Source organism: Roseomonas acroporae, assembly GCF_023223525.1.
In the GTDB taxonomy this organism is placed as follows: Bacteria; Pseudomonadota; Alphaproteobacteria; order Acetobacterales; family Acetobacteraceae; genus Roseomonas_E; species Roseomonas_E acroporae.
In genome coordinates this window covers 1-21,805 of the sequence record NZ_JALPRX010000046.1, presented here as the reverse complement: position 1 = coordinate 21,805, position 21,805 = coordinate 1, and the positions used below count along the sequence as shown (strand labels likewise).

The 21,805-nt window shown below is 73.4% G+C and carries 23 protein-coding genes; 11 read left to right on the top strand and 12 right to left on the bottom strand.

Annotated elements, in window-relative coordinates:
- Nucleotides 1-33 precede the first annotated feature (33 nt).
- Complete coding sequence (locus M0638_RS11250) at nt 34-801, top strand: SDR family NAD(P)-dependent oxidoreductase (protein WP_248667081.1); 768 nt, start codon at nt 34-36, stop codon at nt 799-801.
- Between the two features lie 84 nt (nt 802-885).
- Nucleotides 886-1,353 carry a hypothetical protein gene (locus M0638_RS11245; protein WP_248667080.1) on the top strand — a complete coding sequence of 156 codons (468 nt, stop codon included), beginning with the start codon at nt 886-888 and terminating at the stop codon, nt 1,351-1,353.
- Nucleotides 1,354-1,469: 116 nt separating this feature from the next.
- Here the strand turns inward: M0638_RS11245 and M0638_RS11240 are convergent, their stop codons facing one another.
- The 6 genes from M0638_RS11240 to M0638_RS11215 all read right to left on the bottom strand — a co-directional run bounded on the left by M0638_RS11240 (nt 1,470) and on the right by M0638_RS11215 (nt 8,283).
- Nucleotides 1,470-2,570, bottom strand: coding sequence for an ABC transporter ATP-binding protein (locus tag M0638_RS11240; protein WP_248667079.1), 1,101 nt, complete (start codon nt 2,568-2,570; stop codon nt 1,470-1,472).
- Between the two features lie 5 nt (nt 2,571-2,575).
- On the bottom strand, nt 2,576-3,466 hold the full coding sequence (locus M0638_RS11235) for a carbohydrate ABC transporter permease (protein ID WP_248667078.1): 891 nt from the start codon (nt 3,464-3,466) through the stop codon (nt 2,576-2,578).
- A 73-nt stretch (nt 3,467-3,539) separates the two neighbouring features.
- Entirely contained in the window at nt 3,540-4,523 is a 984-nt protein-coding gene (locus tag M0638_RS11230; protein ID WP_248667077.1) for a carbohydrate ABC transporter permease, read from the bottom strand.
- Between the two features lie 92 nt (nt 4,524-4,615).
- The gene (locus M0638_RS11225; RefSeq protein WP_248667076.1) at nt 4,616-5,965 is read right to left on the bottom strand and encodes an ABC transporter substrate-binding protein; all 1,350 of its coding nucleotides are present in this window, start codon (nt 5,963-5,965) and stop codon (nt 4,616-4,618) included.
- A gap of 230 nt (nt 5,966-6,195) precedes the next feature.
- Nucleotides 6,196-7,074: a TIGR01459 family HAD-type hydrolase gene (locus M0638_RS11220; RefSeq protein WP_248667075.1), complete on the bottom strand. Its 879-nt coding sequence runs from the start codon at nt 7,072-7,074 to the stop codon at nt 6,196-6,198.
- The gene (locus tag M0638_RS11215) at nt 7,075-8,283 is read right to left on the bottom strand and encodes a quinone-dependent dihydroorotate dehydrogenase (RefSeq protein WP_248667074.1); all 1,209 of its coding nucleotides are present in this window, start codon (nt 8,281-8,283) and stop codon (nt 7,075-7,077) included.
- A 342-nt stretch (nt 8,284-8,625) separates the two neighbouring features.
- Between M0638_RS11215 and M0638_RS11210 the strand changes: the two genes are divergently transcribed.
- Both M0638_RS11210 and M0638_RS11205 read left to right on the top strand, forming a co-directional pair.
- Nucleotides 8,626-9,474 (top strand): DMT family transporter, encoded by an 849-nt coding sequence (locus tag M0638_RS11210; protein WP_248667073.1) that lies wholly within the window; start codon nt 8,626-8,628, stop codon nt 9,472-9,474.
- A gap of 231 nt (nt 9,475-9,705) precedes the next feature.
- Nucleotides 9,706-10,686 carry a phosphoribosylaminoimidazolesuccinocarboxamide synthase gene (locus tag M0638_RS11205; RefSeq protein ID WP_248667072.1) on the top strand — a complete coding sequence of 327 codons (981 nt, stop codon included), beginning with the start codon at nt 9,706-9,708 and terminating at the stop codon, nt 10,684-10,686.
- 165 nt (nt 10,687-10,851) lie between these two features.
- On the opposite strand, the gene M0638_RS11200 is transcribed toward M0638_RS11205, so the two are convergent.
- Complete coding sequence (locus M0638_RS11200; RefSeq protein WP_248667071.1) at nt 10,852-12,435, bottom strand: alpha-amylase family glycosyl hydrolase; 1,584 nt, start codon at nt 12,433-12,435, stop codon at nt 10,852-10,854.
- Nucleotides 12,436-12,534: 99 nt separating this feature from the next.
- On the opposite strand from M0638_RS11200, the gene M0638_RS11195 reads away from it, so the two are divergent.
- Nucleotides 12,535-14,193 carry an alpha-amylase family protein gene (locus M0638_RS11195; protein WP_248667070.1) on the top strand — a complete coding sequence of 553 codons (1,659 nt, stop codon included), beginning with the start codon at nt 12,535-12,537 and terminating at the stop codon, nt 14,191-14,193.
- Between the two features lie 119 nt (nt 14,194-14,312).
- Here the strand turns inward: M0638_RS11195 and M0638_RS11190 are convergent, their stop codons facing one another.
- Together M0638_RS11190 and M0638_RS11185 are read right to left on the bottom strand one after the other, a co-directional pair.
- A complete protein-coding gene (locus M0638_RS11190; RefSeq protein ID WP_248667145.1) occupies nt 14,313-15,257 on the bottom strand; it encodes a glycosyltransferase family 9 protein in 945 nt (314 codons plus the stop codon).
- A gap of 14 nt (nt 15,258-15,271) precedes the next feature.
- On the bottom strand, nt 15,272-16,630 hold the full coding sequence (locus M0638_RS11185) for a glycosyltransferase family 4 protein (RefSeq protein ID WP_282571958.1): 1,359 nt from the start codon (nt 16,628-16,630) through the stop codon (nt 15,272-15,274).
- 80 nt (nt 16,631-16,710) lie between these two features.
- Here M0638_RS11185 and M0638_RS11180 point away from each other — a divergent pair, with 80 nt between their 5' ends.
- From M0638_RS11180 to M0638_RS28810, 6 genes are read left to right on the top strand one after another with little or no spacing between them, the layout of a single operon-like run.
- Nucleotides 16,711-16,989: a hypothetical protein gene (locus M0638_RS11180; protein WP_248667069.1), complete on the top strand. Its 279-nt coding sequence runs from the start codon at nt 16,711-16,713 to the stop codon at nt 16,987-16,989.
- Between the two features lie 25 nt (nt 16,990-17,014).
- On the top strand, nt 17,015-17,152 hold the full coding sequence (locus M0638_RS11175; protein WP_248667068.1) for a hypothetical protein: 138 nt from the start codon (nt 17,015-17,017) through the stop codon (nt 17,150-17,152).
- Nucleotides 17,152-17,355: a hypothetical protein gene (locus tag M0638_RS11170; protein WP_248667067.1), complete on the top strand. Its 204-nt coding sequence runs from the start codon at nt 17,152-17,154 to the stop codon at nt 17,353-17,355. The genes M0638_RS11175 and M0638_RS11170 overlap by 1 nt, the downstream gene beginning before the upstream one ends.
- Entirely contained in the window at nt 17,352-17,951 is a 600-nt protein-coding gene (locus tag M0638_RS11165; RefSeq protein WP_248667066.1) for a hypothetical protein, read from the top strand. Before M0638_RS11170 ends, M0638_RS11165 begins: the two co-directional genes overlap by 4 nt.
- Nucleotides 17,948-18,187 (top strand): hypothetical protein, encoded by a 240-nt coding sequence (locus tag M0638_RS11160; protein ID WP_248667065.1) that lies wholly within the window; start codon nt 17,948-17,950, stop codon nt 18,185-18,187. Before M0638_RS11165 ends, M0638_RS11160 begins: the two co-directional genes overlap by 4 nt.
- A 19-nt stretch (nt 18,188-18,206) precedes the next feature.
- Nucleotides 18,207-18,341, top strand: coding sequence for a hypothetical protein (locus tag M0638_RS28810; RefSeq protein WP_282571957.1), 135 nt, complete (start codon nt 18,207-18,209; stop codon nt 18,339-18,341).
- Between the two features lie 231 nt (nt 18,342-18,572).
- Here the strand turns inward: M0638_RS28810 and M0638_RS11155 are convergent, their stop codons facing one another.
- The 3 genes from M0638_RS11155 to M0638_RS11145 form a co-directional block, all read right to left on the bottom strand.
- Nucleotides 18,573-19,004, bottom strand: coding sequence for an OsmC family protein (locus M0638_RS11155; RefSeq protein WP_248667064.1), 432 nt, complete (start codon nt 19,002-19,004; stop codon nt 18,573-18,575).
- Nucleotides 19,005-19,139: 135 nt separating this feature from the next.
- On the bottom strand, nt 19,140-20,417 hold the full coding sequence (locus M0638_RS11150) for an amidase (RefSeq protein WP_248667063.1): 1,278 nt from the start codon (nt 20,415-20,417) through the stop codon (nt 19,140-19,142).
- 330 nt (nt 20,418-20,747) lie between these two features.
- Entirely contained in the window at nt 20,748-21,662 is a 915-nt protein-coding gene (locus M0638_RS11145; protein ID WP_248667062.1) for a DMT family transporter, read from the bottom strand.
- Nucleotides 21,663-21,805: the final 143 nt, after the last annotated feature.

Here is a 21,805-nt window from a genome sequence, read left to right as displayed (position 1 = left end):
ACAACGCCTGAAGCAAGAGAGGACGACCACCACATGCCGAAAACCCCCGACTACTTCGTCGGCAAGTCCGTCGCGATCACCGGCGCCGGCGGCGGCATCGGCCGCGCCACCGCGCTGATCTTCGCGCGTGAAGGCGCCAACGTCGTCTGCGCCGACATCGACGGCGACGCCGCGCGCCGCACCGCGCAGGAGATCGAGCAGCGCGGCGGCCAGGCGCTCGCCACCGAGACCGACGTCACCTCGCGCGCGGCCGTGGAGGAGATGGTGCGCCAGGGCGTCGCGCGGTTCGGCCGGCTGCACTTCCTGTTCAACAATGCCGGTGCCGCGATGCGCCGCTGCAAATTCCTGGAGATCGACGACGACCTGCTGGAGAAGACCTTCGCGGTGAACCTGAAGGGCACCTTCTATGGCATGCAGGCCGTGCTGCCGCACATGCTGGAGCGGGGCGGCGGCACGATCGTCAACGTCGCCTCCATGTCGCACAAGCGCGGCGGGCCCGGTGCCTCGGTCCACTACGCGGCGGCGAAGGGGGCGGTGCTGACCATGACGCTCGGCGTCGCGCGCGAATTCGCCGACCGCAACATACGCTGCCTGTCGGTCTCGCCCGGTCCGGTGAACACCGAATTCGCCCGCGCCTCCGACACGCCGCCGGAGCTGGTGCAGAAATTCATCGCCGACGTGCCGATGAAGCGGCTGGCCGAGCCGGAGGAGATCGGCGAGCTGGTGCTGTTCCTGTGCTCGGACGCGGCACCCTACATGACGGCCGACACGGTCTACATCAACGGCGGCGGCTGGCGCTGAGGCGGGCGGAAAACCGCTTTCCACCGCGGCGTGGATGTCGGATCATGAACAAACTGCCATGATCCGATGGAGGCGGTGGGCCCGATGCCGGCAGGCCGTGTGCGAATTCCTGGGATTCTCCTGCTGCTCGCCCTTCTGGTGCCCATGCCGGCGGGTGCGCAGTACGGCACGCAGCCGGCCCAGCCGCCGATGGGCGCCCCACCGGGCGCCATGGAGCGGTTCGCCGGCCAGTGGCGCTGCCAGATCGCCAACCGCAGCGTCACCGGCAACCGCTTCGAGAACTACATGTTCGACTACGCGATGCTGCTGCACCCGAACGGCACCTTCCAGGCGCAGGGCGTGTACATGGCCGAGACGAACGGCTTCAACGACCCGTTCCAGGCGCAGGGGCAGTGGCAGACCAACGGCACGACGCTGATCGGCCAGGGGCAGGCCATCAAGCAGACCGGCAACCTGTCCTTCCTGTTCCTGCTCAACGACGACGGCACCGGCAACCTCGCCTACCGCAACCAGACCCCCAACGGGCTGATAGCGATGGCCTGCCGCCGCTGAGTTAGAGCCGATCCAGCCTGACTGTATCAGGCTGGAACGGCTCTAGCCTTTGATCCGGCGCATTTTCCGAGCCGCTGAGCGAGTACGCTCAGCTTGAAAATGCTCTAGGGCGCGGGTCAGAGCACCCGGCCGGATTCCGTCTCGATCAGGTGCATGTGGTTGAGGTCGGCCGCCATGGGCAGCGGCCGGCCCGGCTCGGCGGGCACGGCGGGGTCGATGCGGCCGCAGATCTCGGCGCCGTCGATGCGGAAATGCACCAGCGTCTCCATGCCCATCGGCTCCACCACCTCGGGCGTCGCCGGGAAGGGTGCGACGTTGGGGCGGTCGGTGTTGCGCGATTCCGTCAGGTGTTCCGGGCGCAGGCCGAGCAGCACCGGGCGGCCGGCATGGGCGCCGTAGCGGCCGGTGCGGTCGGCGGGCACGGGCAGCACGATGTCGCCGGGCAGGTGCAGGCGCAGCGCGCCGGCGCCGTTCTCCAGCCGCGCCGGGATGAAGTTCATCCCCGGGCTGCCGATGAAGCCGGCGACGAAGCGCGTGGCAGGGCAGTGGTACAGCTCCTGCGGCGGGCCGACCTGCTCGATCACGCCGTGGTTCATCACCACCACGCGGTCCGCCAGCGTCATCGCCTCCACCTGGTCGTGGGTGACGTAGATGGTGGTGGTGCGGACGGTCTGGTGGACCTTCTTGATCTCGGTGCGCATCTGCACGCGCAGCTTCGCGTCGAGGTTGGAGAGCGGCTCGTCGAACAGGAACACCTTGGGGTTGCGCACGATGGCGCGCCCCATGGCGACGCGCTGCCGCTGCCCGCCCGAGAGCGCCTTCGGCTTGCGCGCGAGCAGCGGCACGATGTCGAGGATTCGTGCCGCCTCGTCCACGCGGCGCTTGATCTCGGCCTTGTCGAAGTGGCGCAGCTTGAGGCCGAAGGCCATGTTGTCGAACACGCTCATGTGCGGGTAGAGCGCGTAGTTCTGGAACACCATGGCGATGTCGCGGTCGCGCGGCGGCACGTCGTTCACCACCTCGCCGCCGATCGCGATCTCGCCCGAGGTGATCTCCTCCAGCCCCGCGATCATGCGCAGCGTGGTGGACTTGCCGCAGCCGGAAGGCCCGACCAGCACCACGAATTCGTGGTCGGCGATGTCGAGGTCGATGCCCTTCACCGCCTGCACGTCGCCCTCGTAGGCCTTGACGACCTTGCGCAACGTGACCTGTGCCATCGGGTTCAGCCCTTCGTCGCGCCGGCGGTCAGGCCGGCGATGTAGTAGTCCATCAGGAAGGCGTAGACGAGCAGCGGCGGCAGCGCCGCCATCAGCGCGCCGGCCATGATCTTGCCCCACTGGAAGGTGTCGGCGCGGATCAGGTCGGAGACGATGCCGACGGTGAGCACCATCTGGTCGGTGCTGACGAGGTAGGCCATCGGGTAGATGAAGGCCGCCCAGGAGACGGTGAAGGCGAAGATCATCGCGGCGAGGATGCCCGGCAGCGCCACCGGGATGAAGATCTTCCACAGCATCTGGAGGTGCGAGGCGCCGTCGATCAGCGCCGCCTCGTCCAGCTCCTTCGGGATGGAGGCGAAGTAGCCGATCATGATCCAGGTGCAGAACGGCACGGTCAGCGTCGGGTAGATCAGCACCATCGCCCAGACGTTGTTGATGAGGCCGAGGCTGCCCACGATCTGGAACAGCGGGATGAACAGCAGCGTCTCCGGCACGAGGTAGGTGAGGAACACCCCCGTCGCCAGCGTCTGGCTGCCCCAGAAACGCATCCGCGCCAGGGCGAAGGCGGCGAGCGTCGAGACCACCATGCTGATGACCACGACGCAGGCCGTGACCATCACCGAGTTCCAGAAGAAGGTGAGGTAGTTCCCCGCCGTCAGCAGGTCGCGGTAGTTCTCCAGCGTGGGTGAGCGCACCATCCAGGGGTTGCCGGTCTGGTCGGCGATCTCGGCGCTGCCCTTCAGGCTGGTGATCAGCATGTGGAAGGGCGGCAGCATGAAGAACACGACGAAGACGGCCAGCGCGACATAGGCGCCGATCAGCGCCCAGCGCCGCTCGCGCGCGAGGCTGCCGGAACGGCGCGGCGCCGGCGCGGCGCCGGCGGTGGTGGCGCTCATTCCCCGGTCTCCCTGGAAGGGCGGTCGATGCCGCGTCGCCCCGCAGGGGCGCGGAGGGACAGGCTGCGCGGCCTCATGCACCGATCTCCTTCGAGCGGCGGTTGATGCCGCGCAGCACGAAGACGGCGAACACCGCCAGCAGCGGGAACATGAACAGCGACACCGAGGCGCCGAGCGGGATGTCGCCGGACTGGATGCCGACCTGGAAGGCGTAGGTGGCGAAGACGTGCGTCGTGTCCTGCGGCCCGCCATTGGTGAGAATTCGAACAATGTCGAAATTGGCGAAGGTGACGATCAGGCTGAACAGCACGGTGATCGAGATGATGTTGCGCATCATCGGCAGCGTCACGTAGCGCAGCTTCTGCCAGAAGCTGGCGCCGTCGATCGCGGCCGCCTCGTAGAGCTGGTCGGGCACCGACTTCAGCGCGGCGAGGTACATGATCATGAAGAAGGGCGCGCCGTACCAGACGTTGACCAGGATCACCGCGAAGCGCGCCCAGCCCGCCTCGCCGAGCCACGGGATCGGCCCCGCGCCGAAACCCGCCAGCAGCCAGTTCACGGCCGAGTAGGAGGGATCGAACAGCCACCACCAGGCGAGCGTCGAGATGGCGGGCGGGATCACCCAGGGCACCAGCAGCATGCCGCGCCAGGCGCGCTGGCCGCGGCTCGGCAGGGCGTGCAGCACATGCGCCAGGATGAAGCCGATCAGCGCCTTGAGCAGCACCGCCGAGACGGCGAAGACCACGCTCTGCCAGATGACGTTCTGGAAGGTCTCGCGCCCGAGCAGGAAGGTGAAGTTGTCGAGCCCGACGAAGCGCGTCATGCGCTTGTTCAGCATCGCCAGGTAGACGGCGTAGCAGAACGGGTACACGACGAGGCCGCCGATCAGCAGGATCAGCGGCAGCGTCATCAGGAAGGCGATGGTGGAATTCCGCCGCGCGATGCGCTGCAAGCGGCTGGCGCGCCGGGCCGTGGGCTGCGCGGCCGGCGCCGCCGGCAGCCCGGACGGACCGACCGGCAGCGGCCGCGCGGCGATGGCGGCATCGCGTTCGGACATGGCGCACCCTCCCCGCCATGCCCGTGGCGCCGCGGCCCGGGCATGGCTCGTTCATGCCTCGCATCGGGCCGGCGGCGCCGGCCCGCCCGGCCTCAGCGGCTGAAGCCCTCGATCTCGCGCTCGGCCCAGGCCAGCACGCGGTCGGCCGGCTCGTTGTTCTGCACGGCGCGGGCGATCATCTTCGCCTGGATGCCCTGGTTGTACATCTGCACCGCGATCTCGGGCGGCGCCGGGTACATGGCGATCGACTGCTGCGACTTGTGGTGCGGCTTCATCGGGTAGTTGTAGACCACGCCCGTCGGCGGCCCTTCCGTGGCCCAGACGCGGAAGTCGGTCATGCTCTCGAAGGGCGGGATGTCGTAGCCGTTCACCGAGGTGACGAGTTGCTCCGCCTGCTCGCGCTGCGACAGCCACTCGACCAGCGCCTTGGCCGCGCCCTTGTTGCGACCGAAGCTCCACGCACCCCAGAAATAGGGCAGGTAGGGCAGGTAGCGCCCCTGCGGCCCGTGCGGGTTGGGGAATTGCCAGAGCTGCTGCGAGACCTGCGGCGCGTCGCGCTTGGCCACCGCCCAGGGACTCGGCGGGTTGAAGATCAGCGCCGACTGGCCGGAGATCAGCGCGCGGTTGTTGGAGGCGTCGTCCCAGGAGAACACGTCGCGCGGCAGGAACTGCGCGAGCCGCCTGGCGTAGTCGAGCACCTGCCGCGCCTGGTCGGTCTTCACCGTCGGCTTGCCGCGCTCATCCACCAGGTTGGCGCCGTAGGAGCGGAACAGCGCGCCGATCCAGTCCGTGGCGTCGGTGAACTGGCCCATCGGCAGGCCGAAGGGCACGCCGGCCTTGTGGCACTTCTCGGCGGCGGCCAGGAAGGCGTCCCAGGTCCAGCCATCCTGCTGCGCGTTGGTCTCGGTGCTGGCCGGCCACATCGCCTGCACGTCGATGCCCGCGTGCTGCTTCAGCAGGTCGATGCGCCCGAGGCAGGGCTTGTTCTGGCTGCCGGCGATGGCCGGCACGGCGCGCCAGTGGCCCTCGATCTTGGAAAGGTAGGTGTTGATCTGGTTGGGCTGGCCGTACTTCTCGGCGAGGCGCCCGACCACGTCGTCCATCGGCTCCAGCAGCCGGGACTGCGCGTGCACCTCCCAGGTGGGGAAGGCCAGCACGTCGTGGCCGGTGCGCGCCTGGGATTCGGCGGCGATGGTCAGCAGGTTCTTGTTGCCGACCGACGTGATGAAGTCGAGCTGGATCTCGACCCGGTTCTGCTGGCCCCATTGCGTGACGAGGCGGCGCATCTCGTCATTGCCGGCCGGCACCCAGTGGTCCCACATGCCGAGCGCCAGCCGACCGCTCGAGGTCTGCCCGTGCACGTTGACGAGAGGCAGGGCGGTCGCCGCCGCCGCGGTGCCGGCGCGCAACAGGGCGCGCCGGGTCGTCCCGTTCCCGATCATTCTTGCCGTCTCTCCGTCCCCGCAACGGCGTTGCCCGGAACGGGCCGCCTGCGTTCTTTATGGACGTCAGGGTAGGCATGGCGGCGGGATGCTTGCAACAATGTCTCGCAGGCCGGCACGGATGCGCGATGCCGCCGCCCGGCAAGGAGCGACTGGTGCGGCGCAACAGGCCGCGGCGCGGCAGCCTCCCGACGCCGGTACCGGCCGCCGCGGGCGCGACGGCGCCCACGCTACCAGCGCAGCGCGCGGATCGCGGCGACCGGCGTCAGCGCGTGCACCGCCAGCGCCTTGGCGAGCAGCTCGGGGCTCGGATCCTCGCCGTGCTCGTCGCCGGCGAGGCCGGTGAGCGCCCAGGCGGCGTCCAGCCCGGCCGCCTCGGCGCCGGCGAGATCGGTGTGCGGCGTGTCGCCCACCGCCAGCACGCGCGAGCGGTCCGCGATGCCGAGCACCTCCAGCACCGGCGGATAGACCTGCGGGTCGGGCTTGCCGACCTCGAACACGTCGCCGCCATGGTCGATCTGGTAGCGTTCGCTCAGCGCCCCGGCGCAGATCAGCCGCTGGCCGCGCACCATCACGGCGCGGTCCGGGTTGACGCAGAGCATGGGCAGGCGGTGCCGCGCGCACTCGGCGAGGATCGGCAGGTAGGGCTCGACGCTGAGCGGGCCGCGTTCCGGGTCGGGGCCGGTGTTGAGCACGAAGTCGGCCGCGTCCGGCGTCGCGGCCACGTCGATGCCGAGCCCGTCGAGCAGGCCGCGATGCTCACGCGCCGGACCGATGTGGAAGGCGCGGGATCCGAGGCGCGCGAACCACGGATCGGCCCGCGGCGTGCGGCGCGCATCGAGATAGCGCCAGGTCAGCTCGCCCGAGCTCATGATGCCGTCGTAGAGCTCGGGGGTCACGCCCATGCGGCCGATCTGCGCCGCGATCAGCGCGGCGCGGCGCGGCGCGTTGGTCAGGAAGCACACCCGCTTGCCGAGCGCGCGCAGCCGCGCCAGCGCGTCGAGCACGCCGGGATAGGGCTGCGCCCCGTCATGCACCACGCCCCAGAGGTCGAGCACGAAGCCGTCGTAGCGCCCGGCGAGGCCGCCGATGCCGTCCAGGATACGCATTCACGCCACTCCCCGATCCGTGCCCCCGGCGGGGGCGGCCGCATCCGCTTCCGTGGCCTGCTCCCCTCCCCTCCCCTCCCGGTCCCGGCCAGCCGCGCCAGCGGGCCGGGCGACGGCATCCGCGCCCGTGTGCCGGGCGAACGCATCCACGCCCACGGCCTGGGCGAGGCTCGTGAAGCCGTCGCGGCGCAGCAACGCGGCCAGCTCGCGCCGGATGCGCCCCACCAGCGCCGGGCCGTCATAGGCGAAGGCGGCGTAGAGCTGCACCAGCGAGGCGCCGGCGCGGATCTTCGCATAGGCCGTGGCCCCGCTGTCCACCCCGCCCGCGCCGATCAGCACGAGGCGGTTGCGCGACAGGCGGAACGCCGCGCGCAGCATGTCGGTCGAGGCGGCGAGGAGCGGCGGGCCGGACAGGCCGCCCGACTCGCCGCGATGCGCGCCGCGCAGGTCGGGCGGCCGCGCGATGGTGGTGTTCGAGATGATCAGCCCCTCGACGCCGTGCGCGACGCAGGCCTCGACGATCGGCGGCAGCGCCCCGGGCGCGAGGTCGGGCGCGAGCTTGACCAGCAGCGGCGGCCGGCGCGGCAGCGTGGCCCGGCGCGCCGACACCGCGCCGAGGATGGCGGCGAGCTGCGCCTCCCCCTGCAGGTCGCGCAGCCCCGGCGTGTTGGGCGAGGAGACGTTGACCACCACGTAGTCGGCATGCGGCGCCACGGCGGCGTAGAGGTCGGGGTAGTCGCGCGCCGGGTCGGCTCCCTCCTTGTTGATGCCGATGTTGGCGCCGAGCACGGCCGGCAGCGGCCTGGCCCCCGGTTGGCGCAGCGCGGCGAGGCGCGCCACGTAGGCGTCCAGCCCGCCATTGTTGAAGCCCAGCCGGTTGATCACCGCCCGTTCCTCCGGCAGCCGGAAGATGCGCGGGCGCGGGTTGCCGCGCTGCGGGCGCGGCGTGACGGTGCCCGCCTCCACCAGCCCGAAGCCGAGCCGCATCAGCGGCAGCACCGCCACCGCGTCCTTGTCGAAGCCGGCGGCCAGGCCGATCGGGTTGCGGAAGCGCAGGCCCAGGGCGGTGCTGGCCAGCAGCGGGTCGTCCGGCGTCCGGTCCCGCCCGACGAGGCCGGCGCGCAGCGCGCGCAGGCCCCAGCCATGCGCGGTTTCGGGGTCCATGCCGCGGATCAGCGGCATCAGGGCGGAGGCGAGGCCGGGTGTCATGGGACCGGCTGTGTGCCGCAGGATGCCGCGCAGGGAAAGGCTCGGCGGGCGATGGCTGGGCTGCCGGGACGGCTGGGCGGGGCGCGCCCGGACGCCGCCCGGCCGGTTCCGTGCCTCCGGCTTTCCCCGCCGGCACGGCTGCCGCGCAGGCCCGGCGGCGCTCGGGTTGACCGCCCCGCCCGGGAACGCCAGAACCGCCCCGGTCGCGCCGAGGGGCGCGCCGCCGGCGCCGTGGCGGCCCGGCTTTCGCGCATCTCTCCCGGGCGGACCCTCCCGACGCCGCCTCCCGGCGCCGGGCGACGGTCCGCCGTCCCGGAATGCGGCCAGACAGGGATGGGGAAGATGGGCGGTCCGGCGCTGATGCTGGCCGGGATCGGGCTGTACGCGCTGCTCGACACCAACACGAAATGGCTCTCCGCCGGCTACGGGCTGGCGCAGGTGGTGGGGGCGCGCTGCGTCTCCGGCCTGCTCGCCGTGCTGCTGCTGGCGCTGCTGCTGCCGCGCCTCGCGGGGCCGCTCGGCACGGGCCGGCCGGGACTGCACCTGCTGCGCAGCGCCGCCGCCGTGGGGGCCTCGGTCAGCTACTACTTCGCCTTCTCGCGCCTGTCGCTGGCGGAAGGCTACCTGATGTTCTTCACCGCGCCCTTCCTCGGCCTCGCCATGTCGGCGCTGGCGCTGCGCGAGAAGGTGCCGGCGGCGGTGTGGGGCTGGTGCGCCGTGGGCTTCGGCGGCGTGGCGCTGGCGGTCGCGCCGCAGCTCGCGGCGGGGGGCGACTGGCGGGCCTACCTCGCCGCGCTGCTCGGCAGCCTGTGCCACGCGACGGTGATGACGGTGAACCGCCGGCTGCGCGGCGAGCACGGGCTGGCGCGGCTGCTGCTCTGGCCCTGCCTGCTCGGCACGGTGCTGCTGCTGCCCTTCGCGCTGGGGGAGTGGCAGGCGCCGCAGGGGGCGGACTGGGGGCTGCTGGCGATGTCCGGGCTGCTCTGGGGCGGCGCCTCGGTGAGCATCGCGCTGGCCTTCCGGCAGGCGCCGGCGTCGCGGCTGGCGCCGCTGGAATTCTCGGCGCTGGTGTGGTCGCTGGCGCTGGACCTGCTGTTCTGGGGCGTGCTGCCGCGGCCGGCGCTGCTGCTCGGGGCGGCGGTGGTGGTGGTGGCGTGCCTGATGAGCCAGCGCGTGGCGCCGGCGCACTGACCGGCCGGCCGGTGGCGGCGCGGCCGCCGGGGAGGGGCGGGAGAGGGGCCCGCGCGCCCGGCGGTTTCCGCCCGCCGCGGAATTGCCCTATAGCCGTTCCGGCCTGACCGTATCAGGCCGGAACGGCTCCAGCCTTCTGGTCTTTCGCGTTTTCCGGGTCGCCGGGTGAGTACACCCAGCTTGAAAATGCTCTAGAACCGGCGGCCTGCTTCCTGGGTGGATAGGGACGACATGGATCGCAAGTCGCTCGACGCGTATGCGCAGCAGGTGCTCGGCGACGCGACGATCCCGGAGCTGCCCGGCCACTACCGCGGCAAGGTGCGCGACAATTACGACCTGCCCGACGGGCGGCGCATCCTGGTCGCCACCGACCGGCTCAGCGCCTTCGACCGCATCCTGGCCGAGATCCCGCTCAAGGGGCAGGTGCTGACCCAGACGGCGCGGCACTGGTTCGAGGCGACGGGCGACATCTGCCCGAACCACGTGCTGGAATACCCGGACCCGAACGTGGTGGTGGGGCGGCGGCTCTCGATCCTGCCGGTGGAGATCGTGGTGCGTGGCTACCTCGCCGGCACCACCGGCACCTCGATCCGCACCATGTACAAGGCCGGGCAGCGGGAGATGTACGGGCTGCGCCTGCCGGACGGGCTGCGCGACAACGAGCGCCTGCCCGAGCCCGTCATCACCCCCACCACCAAGGCGATGGATGGCGGCCATGACGAGCCGCTCTCGGCGGCGGAGATCCTGGAACGCGGCCTGCTGACGCCGGCGCAGTGGGAGCGGCTTTCGGCCTACGCCCTGGCGCTGTTCGCGCGCGGCCAGGCGATGGCGGCGGAGCGCGGCCTGATCCTGGCCGACACCAAGTACGAGTTCGGCACGGACGCGGCCGGGGAGATCGTGCTGGCCGACGAGATCCACACCCCCGACAGCAGCCGCTACTGGATGGCGGCGAGCTACCCGGAGCGCTTCGCGCGCGGCGAGGCGCCGGAGAGCTTCGACAAGGACTTCGTGCGGAGCTGGGTGGCGGCGCGCTGCGACCCGTACCGGGACCCGATCCCGGCGATCCCGCCCGCGCTCGTGCTGGACACGGCGGCGGTCTACATCCGCGCCTACGAGATGATCACCGGCCGGGAATTCGTGCCCCCGCCGGTGGGCGAACCGGTGCTGGCGCGCATCCGGCGCAACCTCGCGCCCTACTTCACGCCGGGCTGACCCCCGGCCCGGGCGGATCGCCCCCGGGTAGATCGCCCCCGGGTGGATCGCTCCTGGGTGTCGTCACCGGGCGGATCGCCGCCGGACGGAACCCCCGCCGGGCCGGCGAATGCCCTGGATCGGGTGGACCATCCCGACACCCAGGGGGCCGCGCCGCCCCGGCCGCTACGCCGCCAGCCGCATCACCACGCCCTCCGCCGGCCGCAGCGGCAGCGTGCCGGGCACCGCCTCGCCCGGCCGGTCGCCATGCGTCGAGAGCAGCACCTCGCCCGCCACCTCCGCCACCGACTGCGGCGCGTGCCCGAGGTTCAGCAGCACCGCCAGCCGCTCCCCGGCGCCGCGCCGGACGTAGCGCAGCACCTCGCCCTCGGCCCGCAGCCCCTCCAGCGCCCCCAGCGTCAGCGCCTCGGAACCGCGCCGCAGCCCGGTCAGCGCGCGGTAGAGGTGCAGCATCGAGGCCGGGTCCCGCTCCTCCGCCGCCACGTTCAGCACGTCCCGGTCGGCGCCGACCGGCAGCCAGGGCGTGCCGGTGGTGAAGCCCGCGCCCGGCGTGCCGTCCCACGGCATCGGCGTGCGCTCCGGGTCGCGCCCCAGGCCGAGGCCCGGCTCGTTGCGCTCCGCCGGGTCCCACACCGCCTCCGGTGGGATCGGCACGTCGGTCAGGCCCAGCTCCTCGCCGTAGTAGATCGTCGGCGTGCCGCGCAGCGTCAGCAGCAGCATGGCGGCGACGCGCGCCTGCGCCGCGCCGATCCGCGTCGCGATGCGGTGCTGGTCGTGGTTGCCGAGCACCCAGTTGGGCCAGGCGCCCGCGGGCAGCGCCGCCTCGTACTCGGCCACCAGCCGCGCGATGTTGGCCGCGTTCCAGGCGGCGCCGATGAGCTGGAAGTTGAAGGGCAGGTGCGCGCCCTTCAGGTCGCGGCCGTAATAGGCGACGAGCCGCTCCACCGGCAGGTAGATCTCGCCGATCAGCACCCGGTCCGGGTACTCGTCCAGCACCGCGCGCATCTCCATCACGAGGTCCAGCGTCTCCGGCTGGTCGGCGTCGTGCAGCGGCAGCAGGCGGTCGTGCTCGCGGTCGCCGGGCTTCCAGGCGGGGTTGGGCGGGTTGTCGCGGAACAGCGCGTCCTTCATCAGCAGCCAGAGCACGTCCACGCGGAACCCGTCCACGCCGCGCGCCAGCCAGAAGCGCAGCGCGCCGTACATGGCGCGCCGCACCTCCGGGTTGCGCCAGTTCAGGTCCGGCTGCTCCTTGAGGAAGGAGTGCAGGTAGTACTGCCCGGTCGCCTGGTCCCACGCCCAGGCGCCGCCGCCGAAATGGCTGAGCCAGTTGTTGGGGGGGCCGCCGCCGGGCGCCGGATCGCGCCAGACGTACCAGCGCCGCCTCGGCGCGCTGCGCGAGGTGCGGCTCTCCAGGAACCAGGGATGCCGGTCCGAGCTGTGGTTCGGCACGAAGTCGAGCAGCACGCGCAGGCCGCGCGCATGCGCCGCCGCCACCAGCGCGTCGAAGTCGGCCAGCGTGCCGAAGATCGGGTCGATGCCCTCGTAGTCGGCCACGTCGTAGCCGAAATCGGCCATGGGCGAGGGGTAGATCGGCGAGAGCCACAGCGCGTCCACGCCGAGCCGCACCAGATGGTCCAGCCGCGCCGCGATGCCGGCAAGGTCGCCGATGCCGTCGCCGTCCAAGTCGCCGAAGGAGCGCGGGTAGATCTGGTAGATGATGCCGCGCTGCCACCAGGCCGGTTCCGCCATCGCCGCCTCCGCCGGAATCCCGCCCGCAACGCGCGGGGCACGGGCAACGTTCGCCTTGTCCGTGCTTTGATGCGCGGGCGCAAGCAGGACGGGGGCGGAGTGGTGATCAACGACCTGTGGTACAAGAACGCGGTGATCTACTGCCTGTCCGTGGAGACCTTCCAGGACGGCAACGGCGACGGGATCGGCGACTTCCGCGGGCTGATCCGCCGGCTCGACTACCTGCACGGCCTGGGCGTCGACGCGATCTGGCTGATGCCCTTCCAGCCCTCGCCGCAGCGCGACGACGGCTACGACATCTCGGACCACTACGGCGTCGATCCGCGCTTCGGCACCCTCGGCGACTTCGTCGAGTTCACCCATGGCTGCCGCCAGCGCGGCATGCGGGTGCTGATCGACCTCGTGGTGAACCACACCTCGGACCAGCACCCCTGGTTCCAGGAGGCGCGGCGCGACCCGGATTCACCCTACCGCGACTGGTACGTCTGGTCCCGCCGGCGGCCGAAGAACGCGAAGCAGGGCATGGTCTTCCCCGGCGTGCAGAAGACCACCTGGACCCGCGACGCCATCGCAGGCGAGTACTACTTCCACCGCTTCTACGAGTTCCAGCCGGACCTCGACACGTCGAACCCCGCCGTGCAGGCCGAGATCCTAAAGATCATGGGCTTCTGGCTGCAGCTCGGCGTCTCCGGCTTCCGCATGGACGCGGTGCCCTTCGTGATCGCCACCAAGGGCCCGGACGTCCGCAAGCCCACGGAGCAGTACGACATGCTCCGCACCTTCCGCGAATTCCTGCAGTGGCGCGAGGGCGACGCGATCATCCTGGCCGAGGCCAACGTGCTGCCGCGGACGGACATGGCCTATTTCGGCAATGACGGCGACCGGATGCACATGATGTTCAACTTCCAGGTCAACCAGGCGCTGTTCTACGCCCTGGCCGCCGCCGACACCGCGCCGCTCGCCAAGGCGCTGGCGACGACCAGGCCCCGCCCCGCCACCGCGCAATGGGCCACCTTCCTGCGCAACCACGACGAGCTGGACCTCGGCCGACTCAGCGAGGCGCGCCGGCAGGCGGTGTTCGACGCCTTCGGCCCCGAGCGGTCGATGCAGCTCTACGGCCGCGGCATACGCCGCCGCCTGGCGCCGATGCTCCAGGGCGACCGGCGCCGGCTGGAGCTGGCCTACAGCCTGATGTTCACCCTGCCCGGCACGCCGGTGCTGCGCTACGGCGACGAGATCGCCATGGGCGACGACCTCTCCCTGCCCGAGCGCCAATGCGCGCGCACGCCGATGCAGTGGTCGGACGCGCCGCAGGGCGGCTTCAGCCGCGCCGCGCGCACCGTCTCGCCGGTGATCGCCGAGGGGCCCTACGGCTACGCGCACGTCAACGTCGCCGAGCAGCGGCGGGACCCGAACTCGATGCTGAACTGGATGGAGCGCATCATCCGCATGCGCAAGGAGGTGCCCGAGATCGGCTGGGGCGACTTCTCGCTGCTGCCGACCGGGACGCCGGCCGTGCTGGCGATGCGCTACGAATGGCGCGGCGCCGCCTCGGTCTTCGTGCACAATCTCGGCGCCGCCCCCTGCGAGATCCTGCTCGACGGCGGCACCGAGGGCGTGCCGCTGGTCAACCTGCTCTCCGGCGACCACAGCCGGCCGGAGAAGGGCGGGAAGCACCGCATCCTGATGGAGCCCTACGGCTACCGCTGGTTCCGCGCCGGCGGGCTGGACGGGCTGAGCGGCGCGGAACGGCCCTGATCGCGGGGCGCGCCGCGCCTCATGCGGGTCCGCATGCTTCGTCGGTTCTGCGCACGGCCGCCCCACCAACCCCGCGCGCGATACCGGTCCGCACAAGTCGGGACTTGCGCGGACCGGTATCAATCCCCCGCCAGCAGCCCGTCCAGCGCCGCCCGCACCGCCGTCACCTCCAGCGCGGCGAGCGGGGCGTGGCGCAGGATCGCCACCGACCGGCCGCGCGGCGCGCACAGCGCCGGGTCGCTCTCGGCGCCGAACAGCGCGAGCGTCGGGCAGCCGATGGCGGCCACCAGATGCGTCGGCCCGGTGTCGTTGCCGACCGCGAGCGCCGCGCCGCGCGCCAGCGCCGCGAGATCGGGGATGCCGGTCCGCCCGGTCAGGTCCAGCGTTCCCGGCACGGCCTGCGCGATCGCGGCGCCGAGCGGCGCCTCGCCGCGCGTGCCGACCACCACCGACGGCATGCCGAGCCCCGCCGCCAGCGCCGCAAAGCGTTCCGCCGGCCAGCGCTTGCCCGGCCGCGTCGCCGAGGCCCCGGGCATCAGCAGCGTGTAGCGCGGCGGCAGCGCGAAGCGCGAGAGATCGGCGTCCAGCCAGCCGAGATCGGGCTCCGGGAAATGCGTCAGCCCGGCCATCTCGAGCTGCTCGCGCTGCCGGTCCAGCGTGTGCATGCGGTCGCGGTCCGGGTTGCCGTGCGGGTGCGAGGCGCCGCGCGCGATGCCGGACCAGTCCACCCGCCGCGGCAGGAAGGCGCGGTAGCGGGAGGAGCGCGAGGAGGTCTGCAGGTCGTAGACGCGCGAGAAGCCGCTGCCGCGCAGCCGGCGCAGGAGCCGCCACAGCGCGCCGAATTCGCGCCAGCGCGGCCGGCCCTCGGTCCACACCCGGTCGAACCAGGGCGCGCCTCCGGCCAGCGCCGCGTAGGGCGGCGTGGTCAGCAGCGTGATCTCGGCGCGCGGATGGTGCGCGCGGATCGCCGCGAAGGGCCCGAAGGCCTGCACGAAGTCGCCGAGCGCCGCGAGCTTGATGACCAGGATGCGCTCGCGCGCCCCGCCCGCCGCCCTGCCGGACACCGCCCGCGCCGCCGTCACAGCAGCTCCCGGTACACGTCCAGCGTCGCGCGCTGCATCGCCGCCGTGGTGTGGCCCGCCAGCACCGCCGCGCGCGCCCGCGCGCCCATCGCCGCCCGCGCCTCGGCCGGCATCGCCAGCGCCCGGCGCAGCGCCGCCGCCAGGGCCGGCACGTCGCCCGGCGGCACGCGCCAGCCGGTCACGCCCTCCTCGACCGTCTCGCGCGCCCCGCCATGGTCGGTGGCGATCACCGGCAGCGCCATGGCCTGCGCCTCGATCACCGTGCGCCCGAACGCCTCCGGGTCGGTCGAGGCGTTCACCGCCACGTCGGCCATGGCCAGCGCCGCCGGCATGTCGTCGGTGCCGCCCGTGAGCAGCACGCGGCCGCCGAGGCCGCGCGCGGCGATCATCGCCTCCAGCTCCGCCCGGAAGGCCGGCTTCCCCTCGGCGCCGCCCACCAGCAGCGCGACGGCGCCGGGCACCGCCGCCATCGCCTCCACCAGCACCGCCTGCCCCTTCCAGCGCGTCAGCCGCCCCGGCAGCAGCACCACGGGCCGGCCTTCCGGCACGCCCCAGGCCGCCCGCAGCGCCGCGACGCGCGCCGCCGGCGCCCCGTCCCGACCAGCCCCGTCCCGACCGGCCCCATCCCGACCGGCCCCGTCCCGGCCGAACGGCGCGGGGTCGAACAGGTCTGGATCGACCCCGCGCGGGATCACCCGCAGCCGCTCCGGCCCCACCCCGTGCCGCGCCGCGACCAGTTCCGCGATGAAGCGGCTGATCGCGATCACCCGCTCGCCGCGCGCCATCACCGAATTGTAGAGGCGCTTGCCCGGGAAGCCCTCGTTGTAGCTGCCGTGATAGGTGGTGACGAAGCGGCACCCCGCGCGCCGCGCCGCCGCCAGCGCCGACCAGGCCGGCGCGCGCGAGCGGGCATGGACGATCGCCACCCCCTCCTCCCGCGCCAGCCGCGCCAGCGCCCCGGCGTTGCGCCACAGCGCCGCCGGCGACTTGCGGTCGAGCGGCAGCGTCACGTGCCGCGCCCCCAGCGCCTCCAGCGGCCCGACCAGCCTGCCGCCCGCCGAGGCCACCAGCGGCCGCATCCCCGCCGCGCGCAGCGCCGCCGCGATCTCCAGCGTGCCCCGCTCCACCCCGCCCGAGATCAGCGCCGGCAGCACCTGCAGCACCACGGGCGCGCCCGCCGCCGAGGCCAGGGCGGGCCGCGGCGGACCGGATGCGGCCGCCAGGGGCGCGGCGGCCAGGGATGTCGCCAGGGATGTCGCCAGGGAATTCCCCGCGGGAACCACGCTCGGCGGTGGGGATGGGGTCGGCACGGCGGCGCTGTAGCCCCCCGCCGCCGCGAGGTCCATCCCCACCATCAAGGACCAAAAACCTACAATTTCTTGACATAGGAAGAAAATCATATTAAGGAAGGGTGCAACAGAGGAGTGCCCCGCCCATGGCGCACAACGATCCCCCCTTCCTCTGGCCCCACGGCCCGCGCCGCCCCCGCCCGCTGCACCCCCGACCGCTGCGCCCCGGCCGGCCGCACCCGGCAAGCCTCGCCGACCGCCTGTTGCCGGACATGCTCCCGCGCACGCGCGAGGCGCTGGGCTGGTCGGCGCTGATCGTCGCCGCCGCCCTCGCCGCCGGCCTCTCCGGCGCCGCGCGCGAGCAGCGCGAGCGGCCGCCCACACCGCCGCGGCCGCACCCCGCCGCCTGCCAGACGGCCCGCTGACCCCGCCCCGAAGGAGCCCCGACCGATGCTCGCCACTCTTCTGCTGTCGATGGCCGCCCTGGCCCTCGGCGCCGCCTTCCCCGAGGCCACCCGCGACGCCCTCGCCCGCCTCGCCACCCTTGCCCGTGGCGCCGCCACCCGCCTCGCCGCGAGGCTCGGCTGATGCGCCGCTGGTGGCATGCCCGGTTGCAGGAGGCCAGCACCTGGGCCGGCCTGACCGGCGTGGCCGTCACCTTCGTGCTGCCGCTGCTGGCCGACGCCCAGACGCTCGGCGAGTGGCAGGGCCGCATGGAGCGGGCGCAGGGGCTGGTCGCCTGCGCCGCTCTCATCCTGATGCGGCAGGCCCGGCGGGAGGAGACGCCATGAGGCTGCTCGACGCGATCGGCGTCCTCACCGGCCGGCTGCGGACCATCCCCGCGGCCGCCGGCCAACCGGCCGCCACCACCGAGGCGGCGCCGTCCGCGGCGCCCCTCGCCGCCGCGGCCCGCCAGCCCGCCGCCATCCCTCCTGGCCCGCGCGGCACGGTCGGCCGGGAAAGCCGCGCCTGGCGCAACCGCAACCCCGGCAACCTGCGCCCGCCCTCCTCCTGGGCGCCCGACGGGCTGGTCGCGACCGACACCGCCCCGCTCGGCCCGTTCTGCGTCTTCGGCACGGAGATGCATGGCTGGCAGGCCATGGCGACGCGCATCCTCCAGCTCGCGAAGCAGGGCAGGCGCACCGTCCCCGCCATCATCGGCGTCTGGGCCCCGCCCGGCGTCGACGGCAACGACACCGGGGCCTACGTCGCCGGCGTCTGCGCGAAGCTCGGCATCAGCCGCGACGAGGCGATCGACCCGCGCCGTCTCGCGGTGATGACCGCCCTCGGCAACGCCATCCGCCGGCACGAGGGCAAGCCCACCGATCCTGCCTGGGACATGGCGGCGCAGCGCGAGGGCTTCCTCCGCGCGGGCGTCGCGCCGTGATCGCCGCCCTCGGCCTCGGCCGTCCGGCCCTGCTCGCCGGCACCGCGCTCGCCACGCTGCTGCTGCTCGGCGCGACCCTGGGCGGCGCCTACCTCGCCGGCCACACAGACGGCGCCGCCGCCGCCCGGCGCGCCACCCTCGAACACGCGATGGAGACCAACGATGCCGCGAATCGCGCTGCCGCTGAGTTTCGCGGCGATGGCCTTGACCGCCGGCTGCGGAACGGCCGCTTCTAGCGCCTGCCCGGTCCGCCCGGTGCCCTACGGCGCCGCCAGCCAGCTTCGCGCGGCGGGCGAGCTGGGCGGGCTGCCTGCCGAAGCGGAACTGCGCCGCTACATGAACGACTACGGCGCCGAGCGCGCGGCGCTGCGGGCGGCGTGCGGGGGATGACGGTCATCGGGGAAGGCTCCGCCTTTCTCGGCCCCCATCCGGCGCCGCGGGAAGGGCTCTGCCCTTCCCGCACCCATCCCGGCAGGAGGGCGAGGCCCTCCTGCACCTCTGTTCGTTCGGGCCCGGGATGTCGAAACGCCCCGGATGTCTCTCCGACATGGGGGATCCAAGGGGGCTTCGCCCCTTGGCGGGCGGGGGTGCGGGGGAGGGCGGCGCCCTCCCCCGCCGCCCCTACCCGAACGTCGCCTCCAGCGTGATCTTCGCGTTCAGCACCTTCGAGATCGGGCAGTTCTTCTCCGCCACGCCGGCGAGCCGGCGGAATTCCTCCTCCGACATCCCCGGCACCACCCCGTGCAGCGTCAGCGCGGAGGCGGTGACGGTGAAGCCCTCGCCTTCCTTCTCCAGGCTCACCACCGCCTTCGTCTCCAGGCTCTCCGGCGTGTGGCCCGCGCCGCTGATCTGGAAGGCCAGCGCCATGGTGAAGCAGCCCGCATGCGCCGCCGCGATCAGCTCCTCCGGGTTGGTGCCCGGGCCGTTCTCGAAGCGCGTGTTGAAGCCGTACTGCGAGTCCGAGAGCACGCCGCTCTGCGTGGTCAGCGCCCCCTTGCCGTCCTTGCCCGTGCCCGTCCAGCGGGCGGTCGCGTTGCGCTTGATGGCGGCCATGCCTGGCTCCTCCGGCCGTTGCGATGCCACCGATAACGTGCCGCGCGCCATGCCGCGCAACCACCTCACGCGGCCGTGTCCGCCGCCGCACCACGGGCCGCGGCGGCGTCCAGAGGCCGCCGCGCGGCAGGCCCGCTACAGCGCGTGCTGCAGCCAGCGCGCCCAGGCCAGCGCCTGCCGGTCCTCGCCCGGCCGCGTCACGATCTGCACGCCGAGCGGCAGCCCCTTCGGCCCCACCCCGGCCGGCACCGTCACGCAGGGGCCGTGCAGCGCGGTCCAGAGCAGGTTGCACACCGGGTCGCCGGTCCAGCCCAGCCCTTCCGGCGCCTCGCCCGGCGCGCTCGGCGTCAGCACCGCGTCCCATCCCTCCAGCGCGTCGCGGAAGGCGGCCTGCCCGGCGGCGAAGGCCGCGCGCGCCGACTCCAGCGTGCCCGGCGGCTGCGACCGGCCCCAGTCCATCTTCTCCAGCAGCGTCGCCGAGACCTGCGCCCGCGCCGCGCGCAGCTCCCAGGCCAGGGCCTGCGCGCTCTCGATGTTCATCACCGCCGGATGCGCCGCCGCCGCCGCGTGCAGCGCCGGCGGCAGCGCCCAGTCCTCCACCACCGCCCCGGCGCGCCGCGCCGCATCGGCCACGCGCGCCAGCAGCGCCGCCGTCTCCGGCGCCAGCGCCCCCGGCTCGAAGCCCGGCGTCAGCAGCAGGCGCGGCGCCCGGCCGGGCGGCACCTCCGGGTCGCCGAGGTCGCGCCCCGCCACGGCGCCGGCGAACAGCGCGCAATCGGCCACGCCGCGCGCCAGCACGCCGATCGTGTCGAGGCTCTCGCTCATCACCTTCATGCCGGCGCGGTGGATGCTGCCGTAGCTCGGCTTGTAGCCGACCACGCCGCAATAGGCCGCCGGGCGCACGATGCTGCCCGCCGTCTGCGTGCCGTAGGCCGCGTGGCAGAACCCGGCCGCCACCGCCGCCGCCGAGCCAGAGGAGGAGCCGCCCGGCGTGTGCGCCGGGTTCAGCGGGTTGGCCGTCGGCCCGGGCGTGCGGGTGGCGAACTCCGTCGTCACGGTCTTGCCCGCGACCACCGCCCCCGCGTCGCGCGCCAGCGCCACGGCGGCGGAGTCGGAACGCGGCCGGTGCCCGGCCCAGATCGGCGAGCCGTAGGCGCTCGGCATGTCGGCCGTGTCCAGCACGTCCTTCACGCCGAGATGCAGCCCGTGCAGCGGCCCCGACATGCCGCGCCGGTCGGCCAGGGCGGCGGCGCGCCGCACCGACTCCGGGTCGTGGTGCACGAAGGCGCGCAATTCGGGCTCGCGCGCGGCGACGCGGTCGAGCAGCGCCTCGGCCAGCGCGGCGGCGGTGAGGGTGCCGGCGCGCAGCGCGCGCGCGGCTTCGGTGGCGGTGAGTGCGGCGGGATCGGACATGGCGGAAATCCTGGCGCCGCCATGCCGCCGCGCGCAAGCCGGCCCGGCGCGAGAACCGTCCGGAGCGGGCGCGACCGCCCTGCCCGGAACGGGCGCCGCCGCTCCGTCCGGGACGGGTACCGCAACTCTGTCCGGGGCGGGTACCGCAACTCCGTCCGGGGCGGGTACCGCAACTCCGTCCGGGGCGGGTACCGCCCACGGCCCGGCGGCGGGACGGCGATTTGTCCGGAACCGCCACGCCGGGAAAACCGCCACGCGGCGAGTTCCGCCATTGCCACCCCGGGGGGCCATCCGCGGGCCACCGCGCCCGGCCGGCGGCGCCCGGAGCCCCTACCGCCCGGCCACCACCAGCAGCACCCCGGCGACGATGGTCAGCGCCCCCGCCACCTCGATGCGCGAGGGGCGCTCGTTCAGGTAGAAGCGGCTGAACAGCAGGGTGAACACCATCTCCACCTGCCCGACCGAGCGCACCAGCGCCACGGGCGCGAGCGCGAAGCCGGTCCACCACCCCGCCGAGCCCAGCGCCGAGAGCACGCCCACCAGCGAGGAGCTGCGCCAGCTCGTCAGCGCCGCGCGCAGCTGCGCCGGCTCCCGCCACGCCACGTAGGCGCCCTGGATGACGGTCTGCATCGAGTTGGTGATGAACAGCGCGTAGACCGCGTGCAGGATCGGGTCCGGCCCGATCAGGCTCTGGTTGGCGAGCTTGATGAACACCGCCGTCAGCCCGAACAGGAAGCCGGCGCCGAGGCCGCACAGCGCCGCCGGCTGCACCGTGGCGGCGAGCAGCCCGCGCGGCGTCAGCTCCCGCCCCGCGAGCGAGAGCACCAGCACCCCGCACAGCCCGACGCCGATGCCGACCCAGGAGAGCGGGTGCAGGTTCTCGCCCAGCGCGACCAGGGCGATCAGCGCGCTCTGCGCCGCCTCGGTCTTGGAGTAGGCGGTGCCGACGGCGAAGTTGCGGTAGCCGAAGGCCATGATGAGCAGGTTGGTGGCCAGGATCTGGCACAGCCCGGCCAGCAGCGCGAAGCCGAGGAAGCGCCAGGTGAGCGCCGGCAGCGTGCCGCCCGCCACCAGCCAGTAGCCGAGTAGCAGCACCAGTGCCGTCGGCGCGCCGTAGAGGAAGCGCACGAGGCCGGCCGCGTTCACCGAGAGCCGCCCGCGCAGCTTCTGCTGCATGGCGGTGCGCCAGGTCTGGCACAGCGCCGCCAGCAGCGTCGCCGGCAGCCAGAGCGGGGAGAGGATCATGGCGGCGCGCTGCCCCGGCATCGGGCTGGGGGGCGGGAGGGAGGCACGTCGGGCGGCCGCATCTGGTTCTGGACGTTCCGGTACGAAGGCCGGGCAAGCTGCGGCCGTGGCCCCGACGCGTCAAGCCGCGGCCCGGCGGCGGG